Source organism: Streptomyces sp. BI87 (genome assembly GCF_025957665.1).
GTDB lineage: Bacteria > Actinomycetota > Actinomycetes > Streptomycetales > Streptomycetaceae > Streptomyces > Streptomyces albidoflavus.
This window is the reverse complement of sequence record NZ_CP110079.1, coordinates 860,053-885,394: the sequence shown is the minus strand read 5'-3', so window position 1 is coordinate 885,394 and position 25,342 is coordinate 860,053. Positions and strand designations below refer to the sequence as shown.

Genomic DNA, 25,342 nt, shown 5'->3' with positions numbered 1-25,342 from the left:
GCACCACCCCCGCCCGCCGCCCGAAGAGGGCGCCGGACGCGGACCGTTCGTCTCGGGCCGTCCCCCGGGTCGTGCGTCCAGCGCACCACCCCACCCGTACCGCGTCCGGCCGTACGGGCTCTCTGTGACCCACGGGAGACACCCTCATGTCCGACCAGTCCCTCAAGCCGGGGACGACCACCGCCGACGACGCGGGCGACGGCTCGCGCGTCCCGGCGGGGCGCTCCTGGCTCGACCGGTACTTCCACATCACCGACCGGGGTTCGACCTTCGGCCGCGAGATACGCGGCGGCGTCACCACCTTCATGGCGATGTGTTACATCCTTCTTCTCAACCCGCTCCTGCTCTCCGGCCCCGACGTCGCCGGCAACCGCCTCGACCACGCCGGGCTCATCACCGCCACCGCGCTCGCCGCCGCCGTCTCCACCCTGCTCATGGGCTTCGTCGGCAAGGTGCCCCTCGCGCTGGCCGCCGGACTCTCGGTCTCCGGCGTCCTCGCCACCCAGGTCGCCCCGTACATGACGTGGCCGCAGGCGATGGGCATGTGCGTCATGTACGGCCTGGTGATCATCCTGCTGGTGGTCACCGGGCTCCGCGAGACGATCATGAACGCCATCCCGCTCGCCCTCAAACACGGCATCACCATCGGCATCGGCGCCTTCATCGCCCTGATCGGCCTCTACAACGCCGGCTTCGTCGGCAAGGGCAACCCGGTCACCCTCGGCACCGGCGGCCAGCTCAGCGGCTGGCCCGTGCTGCTCTTCTGCGTCACCCTGCTGCTGATCTTCATGCTCCAGGCGCGCAACGTGCCCGGCGCCATCCTCATCGGCATCGTCACCGGCACCGTACTGGCCGTCATCGTCAACGCCGTCGCCGACCTCGGCCCCAAGGCGTGGGGCGGCAGCGCTCCCGAACTGAGCGGCAGCGCCGTCTCGATGCCCGACTTCGGCCTCTTCGGCCACGTCGAGTTCGGCGGCTGGGGGTCGGTCGGCGCGCTCACCGTCGGCATGATCGTCTTCACCCTGGTCCTCGCCGGGTTCTTCGACGCCATGGCCACCATCATCGGCGTCGGCACCGAGGCGAAGCTCGCCGACGAGCAGGGCCGCATGCCCGGCCTCTCCAAGGCCCTCTTCGTCGACGGCGCCGGCGGCGCGATCGGCGGCGTGGCCGGCGCCTCCGGACAGACCGTCTTCGTCGAGTCGGCCACCGGCGTCGGCGAAGGCGCCCGTACCGGCCTCTCCTCCGTCGTCACCGGCCTGCTCTTCGCCGCCGGGCTCTTCTTCACCCCGCTGGCGCAGATCGTGCCCGGCCCCATCGCGGCGGCCGCGCTGGTCGTCATCGGCGCGATGATGATGCAGAACGCCCGGCACGTCGACTGGGCCGACCGCTCGGTCGCCGTACCGGTCTTCCTCACCGTCGTCCTCATGCCGTTCACCTACTCGATCACCGCCGGAGTCGGTGCGGGCGTCGTCTCCTATGTCGCGATCAAGGCCGCGCAAGGTAAGTTCCGCCAGGTCGGAGCCTTCATGTGGGTTCTGGCCGCCGTCTTCCTCATCTATTTCGCCCTCAGCCCCATCGAGAGCTGGCTCGGCGTGAAGTGACGCCGCCCGCTCCCGCAGCCGCGTAACCCGCGCCACCGCGCAAAGGAGAAGGACCGTGCTGGACATCGCCACCGAACTGCACGGCTGGACCGAGCAGGACCGCGACTTCGCCGTCGCCACCGTCGTGGCGGTCTCCGGCAGCGCACCCCGCAGGCCCGGCGCCGCACTCGCCGTCGACGCCGGCGGAACCGTCATCGGCTCCGTCTCCGGCGGCTGCGTCGAAGGAGCCGTCTACGACCTGTGCCGCCAGGCCATCGAGGACGGCCACCCCGTCCGCGAACGCTTCGGCTACAGCGACGACGACGCTTTCGCGGTCGGCCTGACCTGCGGCGGTGTCATCGACATCCTGGTCACCCCGGTCCGCCGCGGCGATCCCGCCCGGCCGGTCCTGGTCGCCGCCCTCGCCGCCGCGATCCGCGGCGAGGCGGCGGCCCTCGCCCTCGTCACCGAGGGCCCCGCCGAACTCCTCGGCCTCCCCCTGCTGGTCCGCATCGACGCCCCGGCCACCAGCGCGCTGGGCGCCCAGCCCGCCGTGGAACGGGCCGCCGCCGGCCAGGCCGCCGCCCTCCTCGACGCCGGACGCACCGCCCACGTCACCGTGGGCGGCGACGGCAGCCCCGGCTGCGGCCCGCGCACCGGGCTGCTGGTGGTGGCGAACCTGCCCGCCCCGCGCATGATCGTCTTCGGCGCCATCGACTTCGCCTCGGCCCTGGTCCGCATCGGCCGCTTCCTCGGCTACCACGTGACCCTCTGCGACGCCCGTCCCGTCTTCGCCACCGCCGCCCGCTTCCCCGAGGCGGACGAGATCGTCGTCGACTGGCCCCACCGCTACCTGGAACAGACCGAGACCGACGCCCGCACCGTGCTCTGCGTCCTCACCCACGACGCCAAGTTCGACATCCCCCTGCTCCGCCTCGCCCTCACCCTCCCCGTCGCCTACGTCGGCGCCATGGGCTCCCGCCGCACCCACCTCGACCGCAACGCCCGCCTCCGCGAAGCCGGCCTCCCCGAAACCGCCCTGGCCCGCCTCCGCTCCCCGATCGGCCTCGACCTCGGCGCCCACAGCCCCGAGGAGACCGCCCTCTCCATCGCCGCCGAGATCGTCGCCCTCCGCCGGGGCGGTACCGGAGTCCCCCTCCGGGGCGCTCACACACCGATCCACCACGACGAGGCGGACGGGCCGGAGGGGCGGGTGGGGTCGGCGGCCTGAGGGCGGGCGCCACCGCACACCGCGCCGCGAACCGACGCGGACGCCCCCTGTCCGCGTACCTTCCTAACCTGGCCAGGTGACCCCACCCCGCCTCCTGACCTCCCACGCCCTCAACCGGGCCACCCTCGCCCGCCAGCACCTCCTGGCGCGGGCGCCGCTCACGCCCGTCGACGCCGTGCGCCACCTCGTCGGGCTCCAGGCGCAGAACACCGTGCCGCCCTATCTGGCCCTCGGTGCCTGGCTCGACGGCTTCGACCCGTACGGGCTGTCGGCGGCGATGGAGGCACGCCAGGTGGTGCGCATCGTCAGTATGCGGTCGACCCTGCACACCCTCACCGCGGCCGACGCCCGGCCCCTGCTCCCGCTCGTCCAGCCCGCCCGCGACCGCGAACTGCGGGTCTTCCGGAGCAGGCTGGCCGGGGCCGAGCCCGACCGGGTCGCCGCCAGGGCCCGGGGGCTGGTCGAGGAGGAGCCGCGCACCATGGCCGAGCTCCGCAGGCTGCTGGCACCGGCCTGGCCCGAGGCGGACCCGGCCGCGCTGGCCGTCGCCGCCCGCTGCGTGCTGCCGCTGGTGCAGGTCACCCCGCGCGGGCTGTGGGGCCGCTCGGGGCAGGTCGCGCTGACCACCCTCGACCACTGGCTGGGCGACCGCGCCGACCCGGGGGACGGGCCCGCGGACCTGACCGGGCTGGTCCGGCGCTACCTCGCCGCCTTCGGCCCCGCCTCCGTCCGGGACGTACAGCAGTGGTCCGGCCTGACGCGGCTGCGCCCGCGCCTGGAGGCGCTCCGCCCCGAACTGGCCGTCTTCCGTGACGAACAGGGCACCGAACTCTTCGACCTGTCCGACGCGCCCCGGCCCGATCCGGAGGTGCCCGTACCGCCACGCCTGCTCCCGGAGTTCGACAACCTCCTCCTCTCGCACGCCGACCGCACCCGCGTCCTGCCCGACGCCCACCGCTCCCGCCTGTGGACCGGCAACCAGTCCCACCCCGTCCTCCTCCTCGACGGCCGGACCGCCGGCCTCTGGCGCCACACCCGCGAGGGCGACCACGCGACCCTCACCGTCCGCCCCTTTGTCCCGGAAGCCGACCTCACCGGTGTCACCGAGGAGGCCCGCCGCCTTCTCGCGCTGCTGCACCCGGAGGCCACGGAGCACGAGGTCGTGACGGAGCCGGCGTAGCCGCTCCACGGCGGGAAGGCGGCGGCGGAAAACGTGAGTCCGGGGAATATCGTTTCTCTTCTTCCATTCTCCGGGATCGGTGAAGTCCTGGCTCTCCGGCAGGTGTTCCCGTTCAGGTGAATCACCTCCCGGACCGGCCGTCGCGACGCTATTTCTCCCTACGATGCGTCATTAGTGCCGCCCTGCCCGATGCGCGGGAGACGGCGGCCGTGTCGATCCGTATCCGACCGAGACGACTGAGACGACCGAAAGGGAATACGTGTTCTCGAGGACGATGAATACCGTACGCACGACGGCCATGGCGCTCGCCGCGGCCACCGCGTTCACCCTGGTGGGACCTGCGGGTTCCGCCTCCGCCATCGACCACGTCACCTGTGACCCGGACCGCGGATATCTGAAGATCTGGTCGCACCTGAACGGGCGCGACAGCGTGGACTGCTACGCGAATCGCGGCAAGACCAACTTCGGCAACTGGTGGGTCGACAAGATCTCCACCGGAAACAACGTCGTGAAGTACTACGACGCCAACGGTGATGTCGTCAAGATCGACCGCAACAAGGCGATTTCGTACCCGAACCGCCCGCCGAAGGTCAAGGCCATCGAAATTCTCTGACGCTCCGACGGTGAATTCCGGGGGCGGCCCCGGCCCGCGCCGTGTGCGGCGGCGTAGGGCCGGGGCCGCCCTGCCGGTCATTCCGGCCGGCACCGGATCGGGAAGGCGCCGCCACGGCTCGGGCAACGCGCCCTCGACGAGTGCGAGGGCCCCCGGACGCGCCGCATACCGGCTCCCCGGCCTCGGCCTCCACCGGTATCCCCGCGGACCGCGCGGCCTTGGCCCGGCCGTGGCGACGGAGGCCGGCGCGGGGTGGCGTCGGGCATGGCCGGACGTACGCGATCCGGCCGCGCCCCGCCCCTCACCGTCAGCGTGCCCGGGGCCCGCGTGGCCCGGCGTAGGGCAGCGGCTGCCCGGTGTGCGCGTCCAGCAGTACCCGCTCACCCACCGGACGCCCAGCTTCACGGTGACCCGCTGCCCGATCGCCTGTTTGGTGCAGTTCCCCGTCTTCTGTCCCTTCACCGAGCCCGACAGCACCACGCTGCCGCGCGACTCCAGGGCCTCCACCACCGCGCCGTCGTCGCACGCGCCGTGCCAGGCGATCACGGTCACCGCCCGCCCGTCGCGGGAGGTGGCGACAATCCGGTCGACCTGGGGCGCCCCGCCGGTCCGGGCGATCGGTGACCGGGGGAGCGGGGACGGCGTGACCGCGGCCCAGCTGAGGGGCGCGTCGTACCCTTCCAGCCGGAAGAGCCACGCCGGGACGGTAGCCGGTCCCCGGCTGGTGGCGAGCCGCATCTCGCCCCGTTCCACCCCGGTCACCGTGAGCGGCGCGCCCTCGCCCCCGCCTCCGGCGGCCAGCGCCCGGTACGACTCCGCCGCGCTCTGCACCGGGCGCTTCAGCGAGTCGCCCTTGCCCCACCGCACCGTTCCGTCTCCCGGCTGCTGCGCGGGAAGCTTGCCGTCCAACGCGAAGTGGCGCTCCTCGTAGGCCCGTTCGTCCGCCGCACCCCGCAGCCCGCCCCTCGGTGGCCGGACTGCCGCCTCCACGGGGTGGTAGCCGGTCCGCCACGCCTTGGCGGCCGCCGACCCCTCCCAGGCTTCGGCCACCTTCTGGGCGCGGTCCGCCCGCGCCTCCCGTTCACCGCTCCCGTCCGCGTCCGGGCTGCCGCAACCCGCCACGCCCGCCAGGCAACCGGCGGCCAGAGCGGCCACCGCCCTCGTGCTCGCCCGTCCCGCCGGCCTCATCGACCGCCCCGTCCGTCGCCGCCGTCGCCGTTGCCTCCGCTGTACTCGGCCAGCAGCGCGAACCCTTGTCGGTCGACCGATGCGGCGGTGGCCGAGAGGACGACGAGGCCGGTGCCCCTGGCGCGGTCGAGACCGAGCCAGGACCGGAAGCCGCCCGTGCCGCCGTTGTGCCAGGTGACCAGCCGGCCGTCGATCTCGACCGTGATCCACGCGGCGCCGATGCGGGCGCCCGCGCCGAACGGGGCGACCGGGTCGAGCGCGCCGACCCCCGCGGCGCTCCCGTCGAGCAGGGCCGCGGTGAGACGGGCCATGTCGGCGAGCGAAGCCCGGATGCCCCCGGCGGGCCCGAGCCCCTCGCCGGTCCAGGGTTGCCGTGGCCGTCCGCCGCGACTTCGGCCGGGGAGCGCCCCGGGCCGGAGTCGGGCGGCCGTGTCGGGGGCGTAGAGGCAGTCGAGGCCCAGCGGGGTGGCGAGGCGGTGCTGGAGGAGCTGTGCGTAGGTCGTCCCGGCGGCGCGGGCGAGGGCGTGGCCGAGGAGTGCGAAGCCGAGGTTGGAGTAGCGGAGGCGGGGCTTGCCGAGGGGAACGCCCCGGGCCTGGTGGAGGAGATGAGTGAGGGTCTCGCCGTACGGGTTGGTGCCGTGGCGCCACAGGGCGAGGGTGCGGCGCCACGGTCGCGCGGACGCGGGCAGCCTGGGCAGGCCGGAGCGGTGCGTGCTGAGGGACCGTAGCGTCACGTTCGCGGCGGGGGCGTTGCCCAGCGGCAGCAGCTCGCCGAGGGTGGTCTCCGGGGCGACCTCGCCTCGTGCCAGCGCGTCGGCGTACAGCAGTCCGGTGACGCCCTTGGAGACCGAACCGATCTCGAAGTCGCCGCCCGGGCCGGCGCCCTGGGCCGCCAGGACCGTCCCGCGCGGCGAGACGACGGCTGCCCCGGCCGCCGGGTGACGCGGCCCCAGCAGTTCGCCGAGCCGGGCGGCCAGCCGTTCGTCACCGTGGACCGCCGGGCTCACGACCGCCTGCCCGACAGACCTCGTCCGCTGTGCTTCTTGTGCACCGCCTGCTTCGAGACGCCGAGGGCGGCGGCGATCTGCGGCCACGTGGCACCGTTGTTGCGCGCGCGACGTACCAGCACCGCTTCGACACGTTCCGTCTCCGCGCGGAGCCGCGCCACGGAGCTCAGTCCCGTCAGGGGGTCCTCGTCGGCCGTCGATGCCGCGAGGCTCGTCAACTCTTCCGCGTCCACGCGTCAATCATGGTTGACCGCCCGCCGGGCGTCAATCAAAGTTGACGGACATGGGGTCGCGGCGTGGGTGGTGCTCACCAGCGGGCGACGAGCGTCTCGTCCGTGCCGTCGTTCCGGTAGAGCCACATCGTCCCCGGCGCCACCTCGCCCGACGGGTGTCCCGCGATCGGCTCCCGCTGCGCCGCGCTGTCCAGCCGGCCGAGCAGGCGTAGCGCCTCGGGCAGCCCGAAGAAGGCGGCGCGCTCGATGTCGTCGTCGCCCAGCCCTCCCGCACCAGCAGGATCTCGTCCCCCGGCGCACGATCCCGATGACCAGTCGCGCCCGGGGGCGGGGCGTCCGTGCCTGCTCTTCCGTCATCGCGCAGACGGTCCGGGACGGCTGCCGGCGGTCAGGCCACGCTGTCCAGGCTCGCCCCGATGAGCGCGAACGCCCGCTCGGCCAGGTCGGCCGGGTCGTCGGCGCCCTCGCTCTCGGTCCACCGCAGCAGGACGGTGTCGAAGGCGGTCAGGGCCATGCCGGCGGCCAGGTGCGGATACAGGTCGGTGGCCGGGTCGAGCCCCAGCCGTCGCCCCAGTTCCGTGCTCAGGCCCTCGCGCCACTGTGCCTGGCGTTCGAGGAAGCGGGCGCGCAGGGCCGGGGTGCTGAGGATGAGCCGGACCAGCGGCAACGCCTTCTCGGAGTGGGCGCCGCAGGTGGTGAGGGGGATCAGGACGGTGCGCAGGAGCGCGGTCGACGGGGGTTCCCCGGCGGGGCGGGAGGCCAGCTCCGCGCACATGTCGGTGCCCATGTCGGCGAGGAACTGGACGACCACGTCCTCCTTGGAGGCGAAGTAGCGGAAGAACGTCCGCTTGGAGACCCCGGCGGCGGCCACGATCTCGTCGACCGTCACTCCGTCGAAGCCCCTGAGCGCCAGCAGTTGCAGTGCCGCCTCGGTCAGCTCGTCCGCCACGAGTTGGCGTTTGCGCTGGGCCAGGGAGAGGTCGGGGCGGGAGGTCACGGAGCCATGCTACCCCGGTGTCTTCGGTTGCCCCTGGTGGCACTCGGGCGCACCTTGACACCAAGTGTCACGCGCGGCAGTATGCGCCACATGAAGAGACCTCCGCAGAGCTGGAGTGCCGGACAGATCCCCGACCAGAGCGGCCGGGTGGCCGTGGTGACCGGGGCCAACAGCGGTCTCGGCCTGGAGACCGCCCGTGCGCTGGCCCGCAGGGGCGCGCACGTGATCCTCGCCGTGCGCGACGAGGCCAAGGGGCACCGCGCGGCCGGGCTGATCACCGCCGAGTCGCCGGCCGCCCGCCTGGAGGTACGCCGCCTCGACCTGGCCGACCTCGACGCGGTCCGCGGCTTCGCCGACGGACTACGCGCCGCCCACGCCCGGCTGGACCTCCTGGTCAACAACGCAGGCGTCATGGCGCCGCCCCGCACCCTCACCGCCCAGGGCCACGAGGTGCAGTTCGCCGCCAACCACCTGGGCCACTTCGCCCTCACCGGGCTGCTGCTCGACCTGCTGGCGGCGGGCGACGACCCCCGCGTGGTCACGGTGAGTTCCCTCAACCACCGGCAGGGGCGCCTGCACTTCGACGACCTCTCCGGCGAGCGCGCCTACGCCCCCATGGGCTTCTACAACCAGTCGAAGCTGGCCAACGCCGTCTTCGGGCACGAGCTGCACCGGCGGCTGGGCGAGGCCCGCAGTCCCGTACGCAGCCTGCTCGCCCATCCCGGCTACACCGCCACCAGCCTCTCGACGAGCGGCACGTTCGGCCTGGTGAAGCTGGTCTTCGGCCGGCTCCTGCGGCCCTTCGCCCAGCCCCCGGAGCAGGGCGCCCTCCCGCAGCTCTACGCGGCGACGGCGCCCGAGGCGGAGAGCGGCCAGTTCATCGGCCCGGACGGCATGGGCGAGTTGCGCGGGGCGCCGAAGCAGGTCGGGCTGATCCACCGGGTGACCGACCCCGAGGCCGGCCACCGGCTCTGGTCGGTCTCGGAGGAACTGACCGGGGTGCGGTACGCGTTCCAGGGGGCGAGGTGAGACCGGCCCGCCCCGCGCACCTCAGGGCAGCAGCCCCAGCCGCCGCGCCGCCACCACCGCCTCCAGCCGCGTGTGGGCGCCCAGCTTGCGCATCGCCGAGCGCAAGTACCCCTTGACCGTCTCCGGCCGTACCCCGAGCCGTCCGGCCACCGCCGCGTTGGTCGCCCCGCCCGCCACGCAGACCAGGACGTCCACCTCGCGCGGGGTCAGCACGGTGGGCGGCAGCTTCGGCGCACCCGGCGGCGCCACCGCCCCCGGTTGTCCGGCGCGGGCCAGCCGGGTGCAGGCGGCCAGGAGTTCGGCGCGCAGCGCCGGGTCCGGGAGGCGGCCCGCCAGGGTGCGCAGCTCGCCGTGGATCTCCCGGACCTCCTCCCAGGCCGCGGGCGAGGAGGCGCGGGGCGGCTCCCCGGCCCGGGAGAGCAGGTGGGCCGCCTCCTCGCGGGCCACCAGGGCCTGTTCGATGTCGCGGGCGGCCGCCACCGCCGCCGACAGGGTCCGGTCGCCGACCGGGGTGGGCGCGCGCAGCGCCCCGTAGAGCACGCCCCGGACGTGGCGGTGGACGACGACGGGGACGGCGAGGACGGAGCGCAGGCCCTCGGCGGCGACCGCCGCGTCGTACTCGTGGCTGATCCGGCGCGAGGCGCGGTAGTCGGTGACCGCGCACGGGCGGGTGAGGGCGACGGCCTTGCCGCCCAGGCCGTTGCCGGAGGAGACGTTGAGGCCGCGCAGAGCGGTGGTGCCCGTGCCGCTCAGCTCCGCGATCCGCACCTGATGGCGTCCCTCGATCAGCCCGCCGAAGGCGATCGGCAGGCCGGTGGCGCGCCGCAGCCGGGCCAGCGCCTCCCGCATCTCGGCCCCTTCGAGATCGCCGCCACGCGCCCGCCCGCGTGGGCGATCCTGTCCGCCCGTCGTCACATCCGTGCTCCTTCCTGCCCCTCCGCCCCCGCTCGCCCCGGTCCCGGACGATCGGGCACGGTCCGTCCGTACCCCCGTCCGGGGGTGGTGAGACCTGCATCACGAATTAGACGATGGTAGGCAGTGGTCCGGCAATGAGGAGGACACATGGCGGCAACCAGCGCCACCGAACAGTTCCGCGAGGCCCGGGACTTCCTGCTACGGCACCGCACCGACTACGAGACGGCGTACGCCGGTTTCCGCTGGCCGAGGCCCGAGCGGTTCAACTGGGCCCTCGACTGGTTCGACGCCGTCGCCGAGGGGAACGACCGGACCGCCCTGCACATCGTCGAGGAGGACGGCTCCGAGACCCGGGTGAGCTTCGCCGCCATGGCCGAACGCTCCTCGCGGACCGCCAACTGGCTGCGCGGACTGGGTGTCGCCGCCGGTGACCGCGTCCTGGTGATGCTCGGCAACCAGGCCGAACTCTGGGAGACCGCGCTCGCCGCGATGAAGCTCCGCGCCGTCGTCATCCCGGCCACGCCGCTGCTCGGCCCGGCCGACCTCCGCGACCGGGTGGAGCGCGGGGGAGTGCGGCACGTGATCGCCCGTACGGAGGACACGCCGAAGTTCACCGAGGTCCCCGGGGGTTGGACCCGCGTCGCCGTGGGCGCGCCGGCCGAGGGCTGGCTGTCGTACGCCGAAGCCGCCGGAGCGCCGGCCGCGTTCACTCCGGACGGGCCGACCGACCCCGCCGACCCGCTGATGCTGTACTTCACCTCCGGCACCACCGCCCGCCCCAAACTGGTCGAGCACACCCACGTGTCGTACCCGGTGGGCCACCTCGCCACCATGTACTGGACCGGCCTGCGCCCCGGCGACGTCCACCTCAACATCTCCTCGCCCGGCTGGGCCAAGCACGCCTGGTCCAACCTCTTCGCCCCGTGGAACGCCGAGGCCACCGTCTTCCTCCACAACTACACCCGCTTCGACGCCGAACGGCTCCTCGGCGAGATGGAGCGAGCCGGCGTCACCACCTTCTGCGCCCCGCCGACCGTCTGGCGCATGCTCATCCAGGCCGACCTGACCCGCCTCGCCTCCCCGCCCCGCGAGGCGCTGGCCGCCGGTGAACCCCTCAACCCGGAGGTCATCGAACAGGTCCGCCGCGCCTGGGGCGTGACCATCCGCGACGGCTTCGGCCAGACCGAGACCGCCGTGCAGGTCGCCAACACCCCTGGCCAGCACCTGAAGACCGGCTCGATGGGCCGCCCCAGCCCCGGCTACACCGTCACCCTCCTCGACCCCGTCACCGGCGAACCCGGCGCCGACGAGGGCGAGATCGCGCTCGACCTCGCCGACCGCCCCGTCGGCCTGATGACCGGCTACCGCGGCGACCCGGAACGCACCGCCGAGGCGATGGCCGGCGGCTACTACCGCACCGGCGACATCGGCGCCCGCGACGCCGACGGCTACCTCACCTACGTCGGCCGCAGCGACGACGTCTTCAAAGCCTCCGACTACAAGATCAGCCCCTTCGAACTGGAGAGCGCCCTCCTCGAACACGAGGCGGTCGCCGAGGCCGCCGTCGTCCCCGCCCCCGACCCGCTGCGGCTCGCCGTCCCCAAGGCGTACGTCGTCCTCGCCGCCGGCTGGGAGCCGGGCCCCGACACCGCCAAGCTGCTCTTCGAGCACTCCCGGGCCGTCCTCGCGCCCTACAAGCGGCTGCGGCGGCTGGAGTTCGGCGAGCTGCCCAAGACCGTCTCCGGCAAGATCCGCCGCGTCGAACTGCGGGCCGCCACCGAAGCCGGCTCGGACGCCGAGTACCGGGAGGAGGAGTACCGGTGACCACCGTCCCCGCCCCCCGCTCCGCCCTCAGCTACGCACACGGCACCTCCGCCACCCCGCTGCTGCCCGACACCATCGGCGCCTCCCTCGCCCGCACGGTGGCCGCCCACCCCGACCGCGAGGCCCTCGTCGACGTGGCCTCCGGCCGCCGCTGGACGTACGCCCGGTTCGCCGAGGACGTCGAGCGGCTCGCCCGCGCCCTGCTCGCCCGGGGCGTCCTCAAGGGCGACCGGGTCGGCATCTGGGCCACCAACTGTCCCGAGTGGGTCCTCGTCCAGTACGCCACCGCGCGGATCGGCGCGATCATGGTCAACATCAACCCGGCCTACCGTGCCCACGAACTCGCCTACGTGCTGCGCCAGTCCGGCACCGGCCTGCTGGTCGCCACCCCCGGCCACCGCACCAACGACTTCCGCGCCCTGGTCAACGAGGTCCGCGAGGAGTGCCCCGCCCTGCGCGAGACCGCCTACCTCGGCGAGGAGAGCTGGACGGCGCTGCTCGCCGCCGCCGACGCCTGCCCGCCGGACGCCCTCGCCGCCCGCGAGGCGGAGCTGAGCTGCGACGACCCCATCAACATCCAGTACACCTCGGGGACCACCGGCTTCCCCAAGGGAGCCACCCTCTCGCACCACAACATCCTCAACAACGGCTACTTCGTCGGGGAGAACGTCGGCTACACCGAGCAGGACCGCATCTGCCTGCCCGTCCCCTTCTACCACTGCTTCGGCATGGTCATGGGCAACATCGCGGCCACCACCCACGGCGCCTGCATCGTCATCCCCGGCCGGGTCTTCGACCCGGTCACCACCCTCACCGCCGTCGCCCAGGAGCGCTGCACCTCGCTCTACGGCGTCCCCACCATGTTCATAGGAGAACTGAACCTCGCCGACTTCGCCTCCTACGACCTGACCTCCCTGCGCACCGGCATCATGGCCGGCTCGCCCTGCCCCGAGGAGGTCATGAAGCGGGTCGTCACCGAGATGCACATGGCCGAGGTCTCCATCTGCTACGGCATGACCGAGACCTCCCCGGTCTCCACCCAGACCCGCCGCGACGACAGCCTCGCCCACCGCACCGGCACCGTCGGCCGCGTCCTGCCCCACCTGGAGGTCAAGGTCGTCGACCCGGGCACCGGCATCACCGTGGAGCGCGGCGAGGCCGGCGAGCTCTGCACCCGCGGCTACTCGGTGATGCTCGGCTACTGGGAGGAGCCCGAGCGCACCGCCGAGGCCGTCGACCCGGCGGGCTGGATGCACACCGGCGACCTCGCCGTCCTCCGCCAGGACGGGTACGTGGAGATCGTCGGCCGCATCAAGGACATGATCATCCGGGGCGGGGAGAACATATACCCCAGGGAGATCGAGGAGTTCCTCTACACCCACCCGAAGATCGCCGACGTGCAGGTGGTCGGCGTGCCGGACGGGAAGTACGGGGAGGAGGTGCTGGCCTGCGTCATCCCGAAGCAGAACGCCGGGCCGCTCACCCTGGAGGAGCTGCGCGCCTTCTGCCGCGACCGCCTCGCCCACTACAAGGTCCCCAGCCGCCTCCAGCTCCTCGACGCCTTCCCCATGACGGTCAGCGGCAAGGTCCGCAAGATCGAGCTCCGCGAGCGCTACGGCCGCTGACCCGGGCCCCGCTCCGAGCGGCCCCGGACGCGCGGCTCCTCCCCGCCCGCGTCCGGGGCTCGTTCACGCCCCGCCGCCCGCGCCCCGGGCCAGTTCCCCGGCCGCCCCGCTGACCGGGCGGGCCGCGCCGCTCGCGTCGAGGGCGAAGAGGGCCAGCCCGATTCCCTCGGCCCGCTCCTTCGCCCCCGCCGTGTAGCCGGCCCGCGCGAAGTGCACCGCCGGCAGCCCCGCCGCCAGCCCGCTCAGCCACAGGCACTCCACCGCCCGCGCCCCGACCGGCCGCGCCGCCGTCTCCACCTCGGCCAGCACCCCGCTCGCCCGCAGCCCCACCGTGCTGGCCTCGCGCCGCTCCATCCGCCGCACCTCGCGGTGGCCGAGCCGCTCCAGCCAGTGCACCGCCAGCGCCACCGGGTCCCAGGCGGGCGCCGAGCCGTACCGGGCCGCCTCCGGTTCCCCGCGCCCGGCCGCCTGCGGCACGGAGAGCACCGGCAGCGCCAGCACCGCCCCGCAGCCGCAGTCCAGTTCGGGCTGCGGCCAGCGGTCCTGCCGCCCGCACACCCCGCACCGCACGGTGATCCAGGAGTCCTCCCAGACCCGGTGGACCAGCTGCCGGGCGGGAGCCCCGAGCGCCGGGGGCGCCACCACGGGCGCGCCGCACCGGCACGGGTACGCGGCCGGCGCGTACTGGTGGTCGCGGCGGCAGACCGGGCAGCGCACCGGAACGCGGTCGGGCATCGCGGGCTCCCCTCGCCGGGTCGGTCGGCGGCCCATCGTCCCCCACGCCTCCTCTTGACGCTGCGGGAACCGTGAATCTAGATTGATTCCACATCACAGAATCAGTATTCCGTATCGCGAAAGTGCCTCGTTCGAGGCCGGGTCGGCCGACCCCCGGTACGGAGAGCTGATGCGGTACCCGGCTACCGGCGGGCGCGACGGGAACCGGGGCCGCCGTCGAACCAGGAGACCTCCATGGCTCGTATGACCGCTGCCCGTGCGGCAGTCGAGATCCTCAAGCGCGAAGGCGTCAGCCGCGCGTTCGGCGTGCCGGGCGCGGCCATCAACCCCTTCTACGCCGCGCTCAAGGCGTCCGGCGGCATCCAGCACACGCTGGCCCGGCACGTCGAGGGCGCCTCCCACATGGCCGAGGGGTACACCCGCACCCACCCCGGCAACATCGGGGTCTGCGTCGGCACCTCCGGCCCGGCCGGGACCGACATGATCACCGGGCTGTACTCCGCCTCCGGCGACTCCATCCCGATCCTCTGCATCACCGGACAGGCGCCCACCGCCCGCCTGCACAAGGAGGACTTCCAGGCGGTCGACATCGCCGCCATCGCCGGCCCGGTCACCAAGATGGCCGTCACCGTCCTGGAGCCGGCCCAGGTCCCCGGCGCCCTCCAGCAGGCGTTCCACCTGATGCGCTCCGGCCGCCCCGGCCCGGTCCTGGTCGACCTGCCGCTCGACGTGCAGCTCGCCGAGATCGAGTTCGACCCCGAGACGTACGAGCCGCTGCCCGTCTACAAGCCCGCCGCCACCCGCGCACAGGCCGCCAAGGCGCTCGCCATGCTCCAGGCGTCCGAGCGTCCGCTGATCGTCGCGGGCGGCGGTGTCATCAACGCCGACGCGGCGGATCTGCTCACCGAGTTCGCCGAGCTGACCGGCGTCCCCGTGGTGCCCACCCTGATGGGCTGGGGCACGCTCCCCGACGACCACCCGCTCAACGCGGGCATGGTCGGCCTCCAGACCTCGCACCGCTACGGCAACGCGACCTTCCTGGAGTCCGACTTCGTCCTCGGCATCGGCAACCGCTGGGCCAACCGCCACACCGGCGGCCTCGACGTGTACACCGAGGGCCGCACCTTCGTCCACGTCGACATCGAACCCACCCAGATCGGCCGGGTCTTCGCCCCCGACTACGGCATCGCCTCCGACGCCCGCGCCGCCCTGGAACTCTTCGTCGAACTCGCCCGCGAGCAGCGCGACGCCGGAACCCTGCCGGACCGCTCCGCCTGGGCCGAGTCCGCCCAGGAGCGCCGCGCCACCCTCCAGCGCCGCACCCACTTCGACTCGATCCCGATCAAGCCGCAGCGGGTCTACGAGGAGATGAACCGCGCCTTCGGGCCGGAGACCCGGTACGTCTCCACCATCGGCCTCTCCCAGATCGCCGGCGCCCAGATGCTCCACGTCTACCGGCCCCGCCACTGGATCAACTGCGGCCAGGCCGGCCCGCTCGGCTGGACCGTCCCGGCCGCGCTCGGCGTCGCCGTCGCCGACCCCACGACGCCGGTGGTCGCCCTCTCCGGCGACTACGACTTCCAGTTCATGATCGAGGAGCTGGCCGTCGGCGCCCAGCACCGCATTCCCTACGTCCACGTCCTGGTCAACAACGCCTACCTCGGCCTCATCCGGCAGGCGCAGCGGAACTTCGACATCGACTTCCAGGTCAACCTGGAGTTCGAGAACATCAACGCGCCCGAGCTGGGGGTCTACGGCGTCGACCACGTCAAGGTCGCCGAGGGGCTGGGCTGCAAGGCGCTGCGCGTCACCGACCCCGCCGACCTCGCCGGGGCCTTCGCGGAGGCCCGCAAGCTGGCCGAGGAGTTCCGGGTGCCGGTCGTGGTCGAGGCCGTCCTCGAACGCGTCACCAACATCGCCATGAGCGGCAGCGACATCGACAAGGTCAACGAGTTCGAGGAACTCGCCACGGAGCCGGGGCACGCGCCCACGGCGGTGCGGACGCTCAAGGGGTGAGCCGGGGCTTCAGGAGGCGGCCGCCGGGTGTGGCCGCCTCCCTCGGGCCCGTCGTGGCGGAGCAGCCCGGCATGTCCGAATCCTGCGCCCCGGCAGTCTGTCGATGTCGTCAGCGGTGCCCGCCCCGGTGGGCCCCGGGGCCCGTATGACTGGGGCAGACACCGCTCGTCGACCGCAACGCCTGACCGCGCCCGGCGACGCTGGCCCGGCTGGGGCCGGGACGCCCGCGTCGTACGCGCTGCCGCGTGCTCGGCTGCCGCGGCTTTACTTCTCGCAGTGTTTGTCCTTGCAGTGCTTGCCGCGCGTGTTCTCGATCTGCTTGGTCAGGTGCTCGTCGCCTTCGATCGTGAGGGGGCCGGTCACCGGGGGCCGAGGCAGCCGGTAGCCGTGGGGGGCCTTGGTCTCCAGCAGGTAGTAGATGCCGTCGGCCAGGTCGGCGAAGGTGCAGACGCCCTGCCTGTCGGTGGAGCACTCCCTCCCGTCCCAGGTGTCGGTGTTGTCGCCGCGGGTCTGGAGCCCGGGAACTCCGTTGGTCTCGCGCCACAGTTCGAATACCGCGCCGGCCAGCGGCTTACCCTTGTGGGCGTCCACCTTGTTGATGGTGATGGACCCGCCTGCCGTTTCGCGTACGGGCAGGCTGAGGCTGTCCTCGGCGGGACCAACCGGCTGCCCGTCGTACGTAGCAGTGGCGGTAGCGGTGTTGAGCAGCTCGCCTCGTTCCGCGTCCGCGGCCGTCACGGTGCCGATGCCGGTGCACTGGACGCTCTCACCCGGGGAAAGGGATGTCTGAGGGCAGGTGATCGGGCCGAGACGGTCGTCGGTGACGACGACCTCGTCCAGTCGGGTGTTGCCAGTGTTGGTGACCGTGTAGGTGTAAGGAACGGTGTCGCCCTCCTCCAGCGGGAGCGGCAGACCGTCCGAAACAGACTTGTCCAGGCCCAGCGCCGGAGCGGGCTTGCCGATGACGACGTTGCGGATGAGGTGGACGTTGGACCAGACGCCTGTGGAGCCGGCGAGACCGAACTTGTAGGTACTGGGCACGGGAGAGGGCGCCGGCATGCTCAGTACCTGCTGGGCGCCCTGGCCGTCCTGGAAGTCGATCCACACCGTCATCACGGGGTCGGGTGCGGGGGTGATCTCCACGGTCACCGTCCGCTTGGACGGCTCCAGGTCCTGTTCGGCCTGGACCGGGTCGCCGGAGACCTCGGTCGTCGGCCCTTCGCGTGAGCCGGGCAGGCTGGACTCCCACCCCGCCGCGTCGTGCTCCCCGGTGTAGGTCGCGCCAAGCCAGCAGTAGCCTTCGAGGCCGTCGCCGGGACCGCGCACGGTGACCATGTTGGAGCCGGTGCTGGAGGGCGTGGGGAACGCAGTGCCGGCCGGGGACCGCTGGTCGGCGGGGCAGCCGCTGCCGCGGCCTTCGCCGTCGTTGAAGTAGTTGCCGAGCACGTCGAGGCCGATTCCGAGGTAACCCTGGTCGACACCGGGGACGACGGCCTCGTCGGGGTCGTTCTTCTGGGCGTAGCCCAGGCTGCCGCCGAAGGCGCCCGGCGCGTCCAGATTCGCGGTGCCGTCCACGAGGAAGAACGAGATCCCGTCCGCTGGGCGGATCTGCCCGCCGAACTCGGCGGTGGGGCCGTACTGCCACTGCTCGAACGTCACCACCAGCCCGTCCCCGGCGGGGATGGCCTGGTTGTACAGAGCCGCGCCGCTCTGGTCGGTCTTGGCGTCGGTCAGCTGGAGGTAGCCGTTACCGGCCGCCCCGGGTGGAGGTACGGGGCCGCCGACCGCTGAGGGAGTCGGGCAGCCCCCGAGGGGGTGGGAGCCGGTCGTCGGCCCGTCGTCGTCGGCGGGCGCTCCCGTCAGGCACGCCGAGCCGTAGCCGGTGAAGCCTGGCGCGGTGGCCCCCGTGAAGTCCTCGCCCACGTAGATCGGAGGCGGGGGCTGGGCCGCGGCGGACGGCACCGTGGCAGGCAGCCCCGCCAGCAGGGCGAGCCCGCCGAGCAGCCCGACAGCGCCCCGGGCCAGGCGCGGACGGCGGATCGGTCTCCCCGAGGGCGGGGAAAGGGGTACGGCGGACGTTCGGGCAGTAACGACGGGTGCTCCTCTCGCTAGGGCGGACGGGACGGCGGTGCTCATGGAAATCCGCCGCATCCGTAGGGAGGGGGAGGAGGCGCGAGCTTGCTGCCGTCCCGGGGCAGCGCATGTGCCCCGGAATCGTGAACCGCGACCCGGGGCACTCCCGAATGCCACACTCACCGATCACTCCGATGGCGCCCCACTTTCCGCCGCGCAGGAGGCAGACGGTCGAAAGCGGGGCCAGGAGCAGCACGCGGCGAAGCGGGAGCAGGCCGTGATCGGCCGCCGCGTCCCCTGCCCCCTCCCCGAGCTCAAGGCGCCCCGTTCGGGTCTGCGGCCGCCTCGCGCCGGATCGCCGGGCGAAGTCGAGAGGTACTACCAATGCCTGCATTACATGCGAAAAACGGCCTGAGGGATAGCTTGCTGATGATGGTGTATGCGCTGGGAAGGTGGCAGGGCCGGCGTGCCCGGACGCTATGGATCTCGCATTTCTGCAGCCCCTGTACGACACCGATGCCCCTGTGGTGTCGGTGCGTTTGAACACCACGCGCTCGGCGCACGACGCCGACGAGCAGATCGAGCTGTGGTGGCGAGCCGCGCGCGGCTCGCTGGCCGCCACGGACGGAGTCGCCGCCCTGCTGCGCTACTGACTTCCCCCTGCCCCCACCCCACAGCCCTCTTCCGGGCAGGTCCGCCAGGAACGGGCCGCACCCGACAGGGCACCCCACTCTGCCGACCTTCCTCGAAGGAGATCCCGTGCCTCAGCACATCATCGTCGGAGTCGACGGAACGTCCGACAGTCTCCTTGCGGCCGACTGGGCTGCTCGCGAGGCGCGACGGCGAAAAGCTCCGCTCCTGCTGCTGTACGGCTACAAGGGGTTCGGCTTCGGCAAGGACGGATAGGAGGACGAAGAGGCCAGGAACCTCCTCGACGCCTCTCTCACGTGGGTACGCGAACACCACGGCGACGTCGAGGTGGAGGCCGAGCTGGTGGTCCGTCCGGAGGCGGAGCTGCTCGTCGAGCGTGGCGACGACGCGCAGATGATCGTGCTCGGCTCGCGTCGGCCTGGGCCGGTGACGGGCTTCATTCTCGGATCGGTCGGACTTCGCGTTCTCAGCCAGGCCGCTTGCCCCGTGGTCCTGATCCGTGGCGGCACGGTCAGCCACCGGCCGCAGAACGGCGACATCGTGGTGGGCGTCCCCGAGGACGGAGAAGAGGCCGATGCGGTTCTGGAGTTCGCCTTCCGGGCCGCGGCCACGCGAGGCGTCCCGCTGCGTGCCGCACGCGCCTGGCAGCCTCCCCCCATCGTCAACCGCCACCCCGCGGTGCTGGCCCTGTCGGAAACGCGAGGCGGCCTGGAGTCGGCTCAGCAAAGTGACCCGTACGCCCGTCTGGGGCCGTGGCGCCGGACCTACCCCGACGTCACGGTGATCGAGCACATCGAACTCGGGCCGAGCGTGGAGATGCTGATTTCTCTTGCGGCTTCGGCGCAACTCCTTGTCGTCGGCCGTCGCAGCAGACTCGGCACGCGCTACGTCGGGCACGTTGCCCACGCAGTACTCCACTTTGCCGATGTCCCCATCGCTCTCGTCCCCACCCGGTGAGTTACCCGTCAGGTGCCGTGCGGTGACCGCATCGCCCGCGGAGCCGGCTTTCAGACCACGCCCACCAGCACGATGAAGGCGGAGCGAGCGGTGAGCCGCTGTCAAGGCGGCGACGGGAGTGGGCGCCTCACCCGTCGTCGCTCCCGGGCCGGCTGCCGGATGCGGCCTCCGGCATGAAACCGAGGCCAGGGGCTCCTGCCTGGCGGCGGCGCGCGAGGCTGAGCGCCCTTGTGGAACCGGGCGTTCTCCAGCGCCGGACGGTGGCGGGAGTGCCGGTGGGAACGACCCTGATGGGCCGGCGTGGGGACGTGGGGGACGGGCCCGGGGCGGGTCGGTCCGGTGGAGGATGGCCCGCGGGCGCGGGTGGGCGGACAGTGGCGGTATGCGAACTCAACGAGTGGTGAAACGCGGGCTGTTGATCGGGTTGTGCCTGGTCGTGGCGGCGGGGGGCGTGGCCTTGGCCGCTCCCCCCGTGTCGCCTCCGGTCCTGACGGGGGTGCGGTTCTCGTTGCCGGAGGCGACGGGGAGGTATCCCGTGGGGAGTGCCGAGGTGCATCTCGTCGACCGGGAGCGCCGGGACCCGTGGGTCGCGGACAGGGCGCGGGAGCTGATGGTCGGGGTCTGGTATCCGGCCCGACGCACGCAGGGACACCCACGGCAGCCGTACATGCCGCCCGGTGTGGCGCGTGTCGTGGACGAGTCGGGTTCCTTCGGGCTGGCCGGGCCCGGCCAGGTGGACTGGGCAGGTGTCCGTACCCAGGCGGCCGCGGACGCGCCGCCGGACGATCGCCGGAGCCGGCCCGTCGTGCTGTACTCGCCGGGGTTGCAGGTGTCCAGGACGCTCGGTACCGCGACGGCGATCGAGCTGGCGAGCAGGGGGTACGTCGTCGTCGCGGTCGACCACACCTACGAGGCACCCGCGGTCGAGTTTCCGGGCGGCCGCGTGGAGCCGCAGCAGCCGATGTCCGGTACCGGGGACCTGAAGAAGATGGTGGAGACCCGGGTCGGCGACACCCGCTTCGTCCTCGATCAGCTGGCGACGGGGCGCGGTCTGCCCGAGAGACTGGGCAAGGCGCTGGACCTGGAGCGCGTCGGGATGTACGGGCACTCGGGCGGGGGCGCCACGGCGGCCGAGGCCATGCGCGTGGACCGGCGTATCGACGCGGGCATCAACATGGACGGCACACTCCAGTACGACGACACCGATTTTCTCCCCGTGGCACGGGAAGGGCTGGACCGCCCGTTCATGCTCATGGGGAAGCCCGGCCAGAGCCATCTCGTGAAGGCGTCCTGGCGGTCCTTCTGGGACCGTTCGACGGGCTGGAAGCGTGACCTGAGCCTGACGCGGGGCAGCCACTTCAGTTACACGGACGCCCAGTCGTTCGTACCCGCGCTGGACGAGCACCTCGACATCCCCGGCCCGCTCCGGGAGCAGTACATCGGCACGGTGGACCCCGTGCGCAGCACCGCCGCCCAGCGTGCCTACATCGCCGCCTTCTTCGACCAGCATCTGCGGCAGCGGCCCCAGGAACTGCTGGACGGTCCCTCCGCAGCCCACCCCGAGGTGCGGTTCGTCGACTGAGCGCCGGCAGCACGAAAGGGCCCCGGACGCACATGGCGTCCGGGGCCCAGGTGCTCCCCCGGCGGGGAGAAGTCCGACCGCGGCGGCGGCGATCGCGTTCCGGTGAGGCTCCCTCAGGGCCGGGTGCGCGCACCGGAGCGCGTTGACCACCGCACTGGCTCGTCGCCGCCGCGGTCGTACGGGCCCTCGCGCGCGGCCGGTGAGGGCCGGGCGGAAGGGCGGTATGGGGCCCGCGCCCGCCGGTCGACCCCTCATCGGGACCGGCGGGCGCGGGGCACGCTCCGGGGACGGCCTCCCCGGCTGCCGCGGAGCGTGGTTGGGGGGAGAGGGTGAGGGGTCAGCCTTCGCGCAGGGTCTGCACGGCGGCTTCGACGCGCTTGCCGTACTCGGGGTCGGCGGCGTGGAAGTGGGCGAGGTTCTTCTCGATCACGTCCTCGCGGGAGACCTGGGAGAGGCCGCCGGCGATGTTGGCGACCAGCCGGGCGCGCTCTTCCTCGGACATCAGCCGGTACAACTCGCCGGCCTGGAAGAAGTCGTCGTCCTTGGAGTGGGCCGGGGCCTCGTGGGTCCCGGTGTGGCCGTGGACCGCGAGCGGCGCGGCCAGCGGGGTGCCGGTCTCGGTGGGGCCGCCGTACGAGTTGGGCTCGTAGTTCTTCTCACCGCGCGGCTGGGCGTTGACGGCCATGAGGCCGTCCCGGCCGTAGTTGTCGGCGGTGGTGGCGCGCGGCGCGTTGACCGCGAGCTGGGTGTGGTTGACGCCGAGCCGGTAGCGGTGCGCGTCGGCGTAGGCGAAGAGGCGGCCCTGGAGCATCTTGTCGGGCGAGGGGCCGATGCCGGGCACGAAGTTGTTGGGGGAGAAGGCGGCCTGCTCGACCTCGGCGAAGACGTTGTCCGGGTTCCGGTCCAGGACCAGGCGGCCGACGCGGCGCAGCGGGTAGTCGGCGTGCGGCCAGACCTTCGTCAGGTCGAACGGGTTGAAGCGGTAGCCGTCGGCCTCGGCGGCCGGCATCACCTGGACGTAGAGGGTCCAGGACGGGTGGACGCCGCGCTCGATGGCCTGGAGCAGGTCCGTCTGGTGCGAGTTGGCGTCCTTGCCGGCCAGTTCCTGGCCCTGCTCGGCGGAGAGCGAGCGGATGCCCTGGTTGGTCTTGAAGTGGTACTTCACGAAGAAGGCGTCGCCCGCGGCGTTGGTCCACTGATAGGTGTGCGAGCCGTAGCCGTTCATGTGCCGGTACGAGGCGGGGATGCCCCGGTCGCCCATGAGCCAGGTGACCTGGTGGGTGGCCTCGGGGGCGTGCGCCCAGAAGTCCCAGACGTTGTCCGGCTCCTGCTTGCCGGTGAACGGGTCGCGCTTCTGTGAGTGGATGAAGTCGGGGAACTTCAGCGGGTCCTTGATGAAGAAGACCGGTGTGTTGTTGCCGACGAGGTCGTAGTTGCCCTCCTCGGTGTAGAACTTCACCGCGAAGCCGCGCGGGTCGCGGACGGCGTCGGCCCCGCCGAGGTTGTCGGCGACGGTGGAGAACCGGGTGAACAGCTCGGTCCGCTTGCCGACGGTGTTCAGGAACGCCGCGCTCGTCAGGTCGGAGACGTCGTCGGTGACGGTGAAGTGGCCGTACGCGCCGGAGCCGCGGGCGTGCACGACGCGCTCCGGGATGCGCTCCCGGTTGAAGCGTGCCAGCTTCTCCAGGAGGTGCTGGTCCTGGAGGAGGAGGGGACCGCCGACGCCGGCGCTGGCGGAGTTCTGGTTGTCGGCGACAGGAGCGCCCGACTCGGTCGTGAGCACACGCTTCGACATGGGGACCTTCCGTACGGGTGAGCAACTACGGAATAACTCTTCCGCTGGGTGGAGCGTTGCGTGGAGCGTAGGTTCGGCGGAACCGAACGTCAACAGTTTGTTGAATCAGCGGGTGAGGCGAATCAGCAGGCAAGGGGTCGTCCGGGCGGTGCCGCCGCCTGGGCGCGACAGGACAGGTGTCAGCGACGGCACCACCCGGACGTTCAGGGGCCGGACCGTGCGGTCCGGGCCTCCGGGGCCAGGGTCAGGCCTGGCCGCCGGAGAGGCGCTCGACGCCGCGGAGCAGCGCCGAGTGGTCGAGGCCGCCGTCGCCCTGCGCCCGCAGCGAGGCGACGAGCTGGGCGACGGCCGAGCCGACGGGCAGGGCCGCGCCGACGGTGCGGGCGGCGTCGGTGACGATGCCCATGTCCTTGTGGTGCAGGTCGATCCGGAACCCCGGGGCGAAGTCGCGGCGCAGGAAGTTGTCCTTCTTGCGGGCCAGCACGGTCGAGCCGGCCAGTCCGCCGCCGAGCACGTCGAGCGCCGCGCCCAGGTCCACGCCGGACTTCTCCAGGAAGACCACGGCCTCGGCGCACGCCTGGATGTTGACGGCGACGATCAGCTGGTTGGCGGCCTTGACGGTCTGGCCCGAACCGTGCGGACCGCAGAGCACGATGGTCTTGCCCAGCGCCTCGAAGACGGGCCGGGCCTCGTCGAAGTCTGCCTGCTCGCCGCCGACCATGATGGAGAGCACCGCCTCCACCGCCCCGGCCTCGCCCCCGGAGACCGGCGCGTCCAGGACCCGGACGCCCTTCTCCTGCGCGGCCTTGGCCAGGTCGATCGAGGTCTGCGGGGTGATCGAGGACATGTCGATCAGCAGGGCGCCGCGCTTCGCGTGGGCGAGGATGCCGTCCGGGCCGTAGGCGATCGCCTCGACCTGCGGGGAGGCCGGGACCATCGTGATGACGAGGTCCGCCTCGCGCACCGCCTCGGCGATGGAGGTGGCGGCCCTGCCTCCGGCGGCGGTGAGCCGGTCCAGCTTCTCCTGTTCCAGCGTGTAGCCGGTGACGTCGTAGCCGGCCTTGATCAGGTTCTCGGACATCGGGGAGCCCATGATGCCGAGGCCGATCCAGGCGATCGACGGGCGGGCGGTGTCGGCGGTCTTGCTCATCGGGTGCCTCTCTCGGGGTCGGGGCGGGCCGGGCGGGGCCGGCTCAGGAGCGGGCGGCGCGCAGTTCGGCGGGGAGCCAGCCGAAGGCGTCGGCGCTCGGGCGGTCGCCGGGCTTGTACTCCAGGCCGGTCCAGCCGGTGTATCCGGCGGCGTGCAGCCGGTCCAGCAGCGCTTCCAGCGGGAGCGTGCCGGTGCCGGGGGCGCCCCGGCCGGGGTTGTCGGCGATCTGCACATGGCCGGTGCGGGCCGCGTGGGAGTCGATGACGGCGTACAGGTCCTCGGTGGACAGGCCGTTCATGGACAGGTGGTACAGGTCCATCAGGAAGGTGGCGTTGGCCAGGCCGCTCGCCTCGTTGACCCGGTCGGCGAGCGCGACGGTCTCGGCGGCGCCGAGCAGCGGGTAGCGGGGCGACTCGGGCTGGTTGAGCGCCTCCAGCAGGAGCTTCGCGCCGACCCGGTCGGCGGCGCGGGCGGCCAGGACCAGGTTCTCCAGGGCGAGTTCGTCCTGCGCGGCCGGGTCGGCGCCCTCGACACGGTTGCCGTAGAGCGCGTTGAGCGCCGTGCAGCCGGTGGACTCCGCGAAGCGGGTCGCCACGTCGAGGTTGGCGCGGAAGCGCTCGGACTCCTCGCCGGGGACCGAGAGCGCGCCCCGGTCCGGGCCCGGCAGCTCGCCGGCGTAGAAGTTGAGGCCGACGAGCTGGGTGCCCGCGTCCTTCAACGACCTGGCCAGGGCGTCGAGTTCGTCCTGCGGGGGAGTGGGGGTGGCCACCCAGGGCCACCACAGCTCGACCGCGGTGAAGCCGGCCGCCGCCGCTGCGGCGGGACGCTCCAGGAGCGGCAGTTCGGTGAAGAGGATCGAGAGGTTCACATCGAACCGCTGATTGGCGTAGCCCATGGGGGGACCGATGCTCCTTCCGTATTGCGGAAGTATCTTTCTGCTCAACGGAAGATTGCCTCGGTG

Annotated in this window: 19 protein-coding genes and 2 pseudogenes; 11 read left to right on the top strand and 10 right to left on the bottom strand. The window is 72.8% G+C overall.

The window, feature by feature from the left end; genetic code table 11:
• Window positions 1-146 precede the first annotated feature (146 nt).
• From OIM89_RS03775 to OIM89_RS03760, 4 genes are all read left to right on the top strand, one after another.
• Window positions 147-1,601 (top strand): NCS2 family permease, encoded by a 1,455-nt coding sequence (locus tag OIM89_RS03775; RefSeq protein ID WP_030696728.1) that lies wholly within the window; start codon window positions 147-149, stop codon window positions 1,599-1,601.
• A gap of 55 nt (window positions 1,602-1,656) precedes the next feature.
• Window positions 1,657-2,811 carry an XdhC family protein gene (locus OIM89_RS03770; protein ID WP_264490990.1) on the top strand — a complete coding sequence of 385 codons (1,155 nt, stop codon included), beginning with the start codon at window positions 1,657-1,659 and terminating at the stop codon, window positions 2,809-2,811.
• A 76-nt stretch (window positions 2,812-2,887) separates the two neighbouring features.
• Window positions 2,888-3,991 carry a winged helix DNA-binding domain-containing protein gene (locus tag OIM89_RS03765; protein WP_264490989.1) on the top strand — a complete coding sequence of 368 codons (1,104 nt, stop codon included), beginning with the start codon at window positions 2,888-2,890 and terminating at the stop codon, window positions 3,989-3,991.
• Between the two features lie 298 nt (window positions 3,992-4,289).
• Window positions 4,290-4,604: a beta/gamma crystallin domain-containing protein gene (locus OIM89_RS03760; RefSeq protein WP_030696731.1), complete on the top strand. Its 315-nt coding sequence runs from the start codon at window positions 4,290-4,292 to the stop codon at window positions 4,602-4,604.
• A gap of 307 nt (window positions 4,605-4,911) precedes the next feature.
• Here OIM89_RS03760 and OIM89_RS29840 read toward each other — a convergent pair.
• The 4 genes and pseudogenes from OIM89_RS29840 to OIM89_RS03745 all read right to left on the bottom strand — a co-directional run bounded on the left by OIM89_RS29840 (window position 4,912) and on the right by OIM89_RS03745 (window position 8,029).
• A pseudogene (locus OIM89_RS29840) lies at window positions 4,912-5,792 on the bottom strand (hypothetical protein).
• Window positions 5,789-6,799: a serine hydrolase domain-containing protein gene (locus OIM89_RS03755; RefSeq protein WP_264490988.1), complete on the bottom strand. Its 1,011-nt coding sequence runs from the start codon at window positions 6,797-6,799 to the stop codon at window positions 5,789-5,791. The pseudogene OIM89_RS29840 and the gene OIM89_RS03755 overlap by 4 nt, the downstream one beginning before the upstream one ends.
• Window positions 6,796-7,032 (bottom strand): helix-turn-helix domain-containing protein, encoded by a 237-nt coding sequence (locus OIM89_RS03750; protein WP_264490987.1) that lies wholly within the window; start codon window positions 7,030-7,032, stop codon window positions 6,796-6,798. Before OIM89_RS03750 ends, OIM89_RS03755 begins: the two co-directional genes overlap by 4 nt.
• Before the next feature lie 388 nt (window positions 7,033-7,420).
• The gene (locus tag OIM89_RS03745; RefSeq protein WP_030696735.1) at window positions 7,421-8,029 is read right to left on the bottom strand and encodes a TetR family transcriptional regulator; all 609 of its coding nucleotides are present in this window, start codon (window positions 8,027-8,029) and stop codon (window positions 7,421-7,423) included.
• A gap of 90 nt (window positions 8,030-8,119) precedes the next feature.
• On the opposite strand from OIM89_RS03745, the gene OIM89_RS03740 reads away from it, so the two are divergent.
• Entirely contained in the window at window positions 8,120-9,058 is a 939-nt protein-coding gene (locus tag OIM89_RS03740; protein ID WP_052231074.1) for an oxidoreductase, read from the top strand.
• A 21-nt stretch (window positions 9,059-9,079) separates the two neighbouring features.
• Here OIM89_RS03740 and OIM89_RS03735 read toward each other — a convergent pair whose 3' ends face one another.
• Complete coding sequence (locus tag OIM89_RS03735; protein ID WP_030696737.1) at window positions 9,080-9,907, bottom strand: helix-turn-helix transcriptional regulator; 828 nt, start codon at window positions 9,905-9,907, stop codon at window positions 9,080-9,082.
• Window positions 9,908-10,120: 213 nt separating this feature from the next.
• Between OIM89_RS03735 and OIM89_RS03730 the strand changes: the two genes are divergently transcribed.
• Entirely contained in the window at window positions 10,121-11,797 is a 1,677-nt protein-coding gene (locus tag OIM89_RS03730; RefSeq protein ID WP_264490986.1) for an AMP-binding protein, read from the top strand.
• Window positions 11,794-13,422 carry an AMP-binding protein gene (locus OIM89_RS03725; protein WP_264490985.1) on the top strand — a complete coding sequence of 543 codons (1,629 nt, stop codon included), beginning with the start codon at window positions 11,794-11,796 and terminating at the stop codon, window positions 13,420-13,422. The genes OIM89_RS03730 and OIM89_RS03725 overlap by 4 nt, the downstream gene beginning before the upstream one ends.
• A 63-nt stretch (window positions 13,423-13,485) precedes the next feature.
• On the opposite strand, the gene OIM89_RS03720 is transcribed toward OIM89_RS03725, so the two are convergent.
• Window positions 13,486-14,157, bottom strand: coding sequence for a hypothetical protein (locus OIM89_RS03720; protein WP_264490984.1), 672 nt, complete (start codon window positions 14,155-14,157; stop codon window positions 13,486-13,488).
• Window positions 14,158-14,391: 234 nt separating this feature from the next.
• Here OIM89_RS03720 and gcl point away from each other — a divergent pair, with 234 nt between their 5' ends.
• The gene (gene gcl / locus OIM89_RS03715) at window positions 14,392-16,173 is read left to right on the top strand and encodes a glyoxylate carboligase (protein ID WP_047468505.1); all 1,782 of its coding nucleotides are present in this window, start codon (window positions 14,392-14,394) and stop codon (window positions 16,171-16,173) included.
• A 264-nt stretch (window positions 16,174-16,437) separates the two neighbouring features.
• On the opposite strand, the gene OIM89_RS03710 is transcribed toward gcl, so the two are convergent.
• Window positions 16,438-18,135 carry a SpaA isopeptide-forming pilin-related protein gene (locus OIM89_RS03710; protein WP_264490983.1) on the bottom strand — a complete coding sequence of 566 codons (1,698 nt, stop codon included), beginning with the start codon at window positions 18,133-18,135 and terminating at the stop codon, window positions 16,438-16,440.
• A gap of 870 nt (window positions 18,136-19,005) precedes the next feature.
• Between OIM89_RS03710 and OIM89_RS03705 the strand changes: the two are divergent.
• From OIM89_RS03705 to OIM89_RS03695, 3 genes and pseudogenes are all read left to right on the top strand, one after another.
• Window positions 19,006-19,386 (top strand): annotated as a pseudogene (locus tag OIM89_RS03705) (universal stress protein); the annotation flags it as partial.
• Window positions 19,384-19,854 (top strand): universal stress protein, encoded by a 471-nt coding sequence (locus OIM89_RS03700; RefSeq protein ID WP_264491769.1) that lies wholly within the window; start codon window positions 19,384-19,386, stop codon window positions 19,852-19,854. The pseudogene OIM89_RS03705 and the gene OIM89_RS03700, both read left to right, overlap by 3 nt.
• 346 nt (window positions 19,855-20,200) lie before the next feature.
• Complete coding sequence (locus tag OIM89_RS03695; protein ID WP_308404848.1) at window positions 20,201-21,436, top strand: lipase; 1,236 nt, start codon at window positions 20,201-20,203, stop codon at window positions 21,434-21,436.
• Window positions 21,437-21,773: 337 nt separating this feature from the next.
• Here OIM89_RS03695 and OIM89_RS03690 read toward each other — a convergent pair whose 3' ends face one another.
• The 3 genes from OIM89_RS03690 to OIM89_RS03680 form a co-directional block, all read right to left on the bottom strand.
• Entirely contained in the window at window positions 21,774-23,231 is a 1,458-nt protein-coding gene (locus tag OIM89_RS03690) for a catalase (protein ID WP_195730159.1), read from the bottom strand.
• A gap of 244 nt (window positions 23,232-23,475) precedes the next feature.
• Window positions 23,476-24,381 carry a 2-hydroxy-3-oxopropionate reductase gene (locus OIM89_RS03685; RefSeq protein WP_151167678.1) on the bottom strand — a complete coding sequence of 302 codons (906 nt, stop codon included), beginning with the start codon at window positions 24,379-24,381 and terminating at the stop codon, window positions 23,476-23,478.
• Between the two features lie 43 nt (window positions 24,382-24,424).
• Window positions 24,425-25,276: a TIM barrel protein gene (locus OIM89_RS03680; protein ID WP_047468513.1), complete on the bottom strand. Its 852-nt coding sequence runs from the start codon at window positions 25,274-25,276 to the stop codon at window positions 24,425-24,427.
• Window positions 25,277-25,342: the final 66 nt, after the last annotated feature.

Excerpts from the sequence above, each read along its gene's own strand:
- OIM89_RS03690 (WP_195730159.1), bottom strand. The coding sequence starts at position 23,231 with ATGTCGAAGCGTGTGCTCACGACCGAGTCGGGCGCTCCTGTCGCCGAC.
- OIM89_RS03720 (WP_264490984.1), bottom strand. The coding sequence starts at position 14,157 with ATGCCCGACCGCGTTCCGGTGCGCTGCCCGGTCTGCCGCCGCGACCAC.
- OIM89_RS03695 (WP_308404848.1), top strand. The coding sequence starts at position 20,201 with ATGGCCCGCGGGCGCGGGTGGGCGGACAGTGGCGGTATGCGAACTCAA.
- OIM89_RS03775 (WP_030696728.1), top strand. The coding sequence starts at position 147 with ATGTCCGACCAGTCCCTCAAGCCGGGGACGACCACCGCCGACGACGCG.
- gcl (WP_047468505.1), top strand. The coding sequence starts at position 14,392 with ATGGCTCGTATGACCGCTGCCCGTGCGGCAGTCGAGATCCTCAAGCGC.
- OIM89_RS03760 (WP_030696731.1), top strand. The coding sequence starts at position 4,290 with ATGGCGCTCGCCGCGGCCACCGCGTTCACCCTGGTGGGACCTGCGGGT.
- OIM89_RS03680 (WP_047468513.1), bottom strand. The coding sequence starts at position 25,276 with ATGGGCTACGCCAATCAGCGGTTCGATGTGAACCTCTCGATCCTCTTC.
- OIM89_RS03740 (WP_052231074.1), top strand. The coding sequence starts at position 8,120 with ATGAAGAGACCTCCGCAGAGCTGGAGTGCCGGACAGATCCCCGACCAG.
- OIM89_RS03735 (WP_030696737.1), bottom strand. The coding sequence starts at position 9,907 with ATGCGGGAGGCGCTGGCCCGGCTGCGGCGCGCCACCGGCCTGCCGATC.
- OIM89_RS03730 (WP_264490986.1), top strand. The coding sequence starts at position 10,121 with ATGGCGGCAACCAGCGCCACCGAACAGTTCCGCGAGGCCCGGGACTTC.
- OIM89_RS03685 (WP_151167678.1), bottom strand. The coding sequence starts at position 24,381 with ATGAGCAAGACCGCCGACACCGCCCGCCCGTCGATCGCCTGGATCGGC.